Origin of the sequence: Spirillospora sp. NPDC049652, from assembly GCF_040675125.1 — a bacterium.
In the GTDB taxonomy this organism is placed as follows: domain Bacteria; phylum Actinomycetota; class Actinomycetes; order Streptosporangiales; family Streptosporangiaceae; genus Spirillospora.
Genome location: NZ_JBFAOF010001013.1, coordinates 1 through 2,461, shown reverse-complemented (window position 1 = coordinate 2,461; position 2,461 = coordinate 1). Strand labels below are relative to the sequence as shown.

At 72.0% G+C, this 2,461-nt stretch carries 2 protein-coding genes; one reads left to right on the top strand and one right to left on the bottom strand.

Translation table 11 applies throughout. The features are described 5' to 3' along the window. Positions 1 to 79 precede the first annotated feature (79 nt). Positions 80 to 1,237, top strand: coding sequence for a xylose isomerase (gene xylA / locus AB0J52_RS36200; RefSeq protein ID WP_500187422.1), 1,158 nt, complete (start codon positions 80 to 82; stop codon positions 1,235 to 1,237). Here the strand turns inward: xylA and AB0J52_RS36195 are convergent. Further along, the gene (locus AB0J52_RS36195; RefSeq protein WP_500187421.1) at positions 1,222 to 2,241 is read right to left on the bottom strand and encodes an alpha/beta fold hydrolase; all 1,020 of its coding nucleotides are present in this window, start codon (positions 2,239 to 2,241) and stop codon (positions 1,222 to 1,224) included. The two genes, xylA and AB0J52_RS36195, sit on opposite strands and share 16 nt — an antisense overlap. Positions 2,242 to 2,461: the final 220 nt, after the last annotated feature.

Sequence of the window (2,461 nt, the reverse complement as noted above, 5' to 3'; positions counted from 1 at the left end):
GCACCGCCGACGCGGAGCCGGTCCGCGCCCGCTACGCGGCGCTGCGCGACTCCGCCCCGCAGATCTGACAAGGAGACCCATGAGCGACTACACGCCCGTCCCGGAGGACCGGTTCTCGTTCGGCATCTGGACGGTCGGCTGGCAGGGCGTCGACGTGTTCGGCCCCGGCACCCGGCCGCCGATGCCCGCCGACCGCGCCGTCCGCGAGCTCGCCGAGATCGGCGCGTACGGCGTCAACTTCCACGACAACGACGTGTTCGACTTCGACGCCTCGCCCGCCGAACGCCAGGCGAGGATCGACGCGTTCAGGAAGGCGCTCGACGAGACGGGCCTGGTCGTCACCACCGCGACGACCAACCTGTTCTCCCACCCGGTCTTCAAGGACGGCGCGTTCACCGCCAACGACCGCGACGTCCGCCGGTTCGCCCTGCGCAAGGTCATGGACAACCTCGACCTCGCCGCCGAACTGGGCGCCGGGACCTATGTCTGCTGGGGCGGCCGCGAGGGCGCCGAGTCGGGCGCCGCCAAGGACGTCCGCGCGGCCCTGGACCGCTACAAGGAGGCGTTCGACATCCTCGGCGCCTATGTCGCCGACCAGGGCTACGACCTGCGCTTCGCCATCGAGCCCAAGCCGAACGAGCCGCGCGGGGACATCCTGCTCCCCACCATCGGCCACGCCCTCGCCTTCATCCAGACCCTCGACCGGCCGGAGAACGTCGGCCTCAACCCCGAGGTCGGGCACGAGGAGATGGCCGGCCTCAACTACGCGCACGGCCTCGCCCAGGCGCTGTGGCAGGGCAAGCTGTTCCACATCGACCTGAACGGCCAGCACGGCCCGCGCTACGACCAGGACCTGCGGTTCGGTGCGGGCAACGCGCGCGGCGCCTTCTGGGTCGTCGACCTCATCGAGAACAGCGACTACGCCGGTCCGATCCACTTCGACTTCAAGCCGCCGCGCACCGAGGACGACGAGGGCGTCTGGGAGTCGGCGCGGGCCTGCATGCGCAACTGGCTGATCCTGCGGGAGAAGGTCCGCGCCTTCCGCGCCGACCCCGAGGTGCAGGACGCCCTGCGCCGCGCGAAGCTCGACGAGCTGGCCGTCCCGACCCTCGCCGACGGCGAGGACTGGCGCTCCGTCCGCGACGCGTCCCCCGACATCGAAGCCCTCGCCGCTCGCGGCTCCGCCTTCGAACACCTCGACCAACTGGCCCTGGAACACCTCTACGGCGTGAGGTAAGCCGGCATCTCCAAGCGCCCTCTGTAGCTCAGCCTTCTCGTGAGGCATTCAGCGGCCTGGTCCGGGCGTTCGCCTGAGCCCGCGGACGAACTCCAGGACGATCCGCGCGGTCTCATCCCGGCGCTCGAAGTGCGGCAGGTGGCCGACGCCGTCGAGCAGGCGGATGTCAGCGTGGGAGAACACCGAGCGCAGGTGGGCTCGGGCGGCATCGGGGTGACGGGGTCCTGCCGGCCCCACACGACCTGGACGGGGATGTCACGGCTGTCCAGGTACCGGTACAGGTACTCGGCGCCGTGGATCGGGACGTGGCGGAGGGCGGACAGCACGCTGCGCTTGAAGCCCTTGTAGCGCAGTTCGGGCAGGAGCCGCGCCCGGACGCGGGAGACGACGCGGGGGTCGCGGGAGTAGCCGGGCAGGCGGGACTTCAGCGCGCGGTCCCCGGTCAGCCGGAAGAAGGGCAGGCCGACCCCGGGGAGCAGCGCCAGCCGCAGGCCGAGGTTGAGCGGGGTGGCGAAACCGTCCGGCGAGACCAGGCAGACCCCGGCGACCCGCTCCGGATGGCGGACGGCGAACTCGGCCGCGATCGGGCCGCCGAACGCCAGCGCCACGAGCGTGACCGGGCGGTCCACGCCGAGGGCGTCGAGCAGGTCGAGGATCTGGTCCTCGAACAGGGCCTGGTCGTGCTCGACGTCCGGACGGTCACTGAAGCCGATGCCGTAGCGGTCGAAGCGGATCGTCCGGTAACCGGCCTGCGCGAGGCGTTCGGCCAGCCCGTCCCAGACCCACAGGGACAGCGTCGCGCCGGGCACGAGCAGGATCGGCTCGCCGGTCTCGGGGCCGTCCACCATGACGTGCGTGGTGCCGTGCCGGAGCCGGACGAACGCGCCGGGCGCGTCCCGCCTGGCGCGGGCGTCCATCGGGACCGTCTCGCCGCGGCCGGTGTCGAGCAGTGCGGGCAGGGCGAGGGCCGCGGTGGAGAGCGCGAGAGTGGTGCGGAGGCGCATCGGGATCACTCCTTCGGGAGGGTGCGGATACAGTGATGACCGCCGGTCAGTGGAATGACCGGCGGTCAGTCTGTTCTACTGACCGGCGGTCAGTCAAGGGAGCGAGAGGCGTCCGCATGGACAAGGGAGCCACCGGCACGCGCAGGCGCGTGCTCAAACCCGCCGAGGAGCGCCGCGCCGAGCTGCTGGACGCCGCCCTGGCCGCGTTCGCCGAACGCGG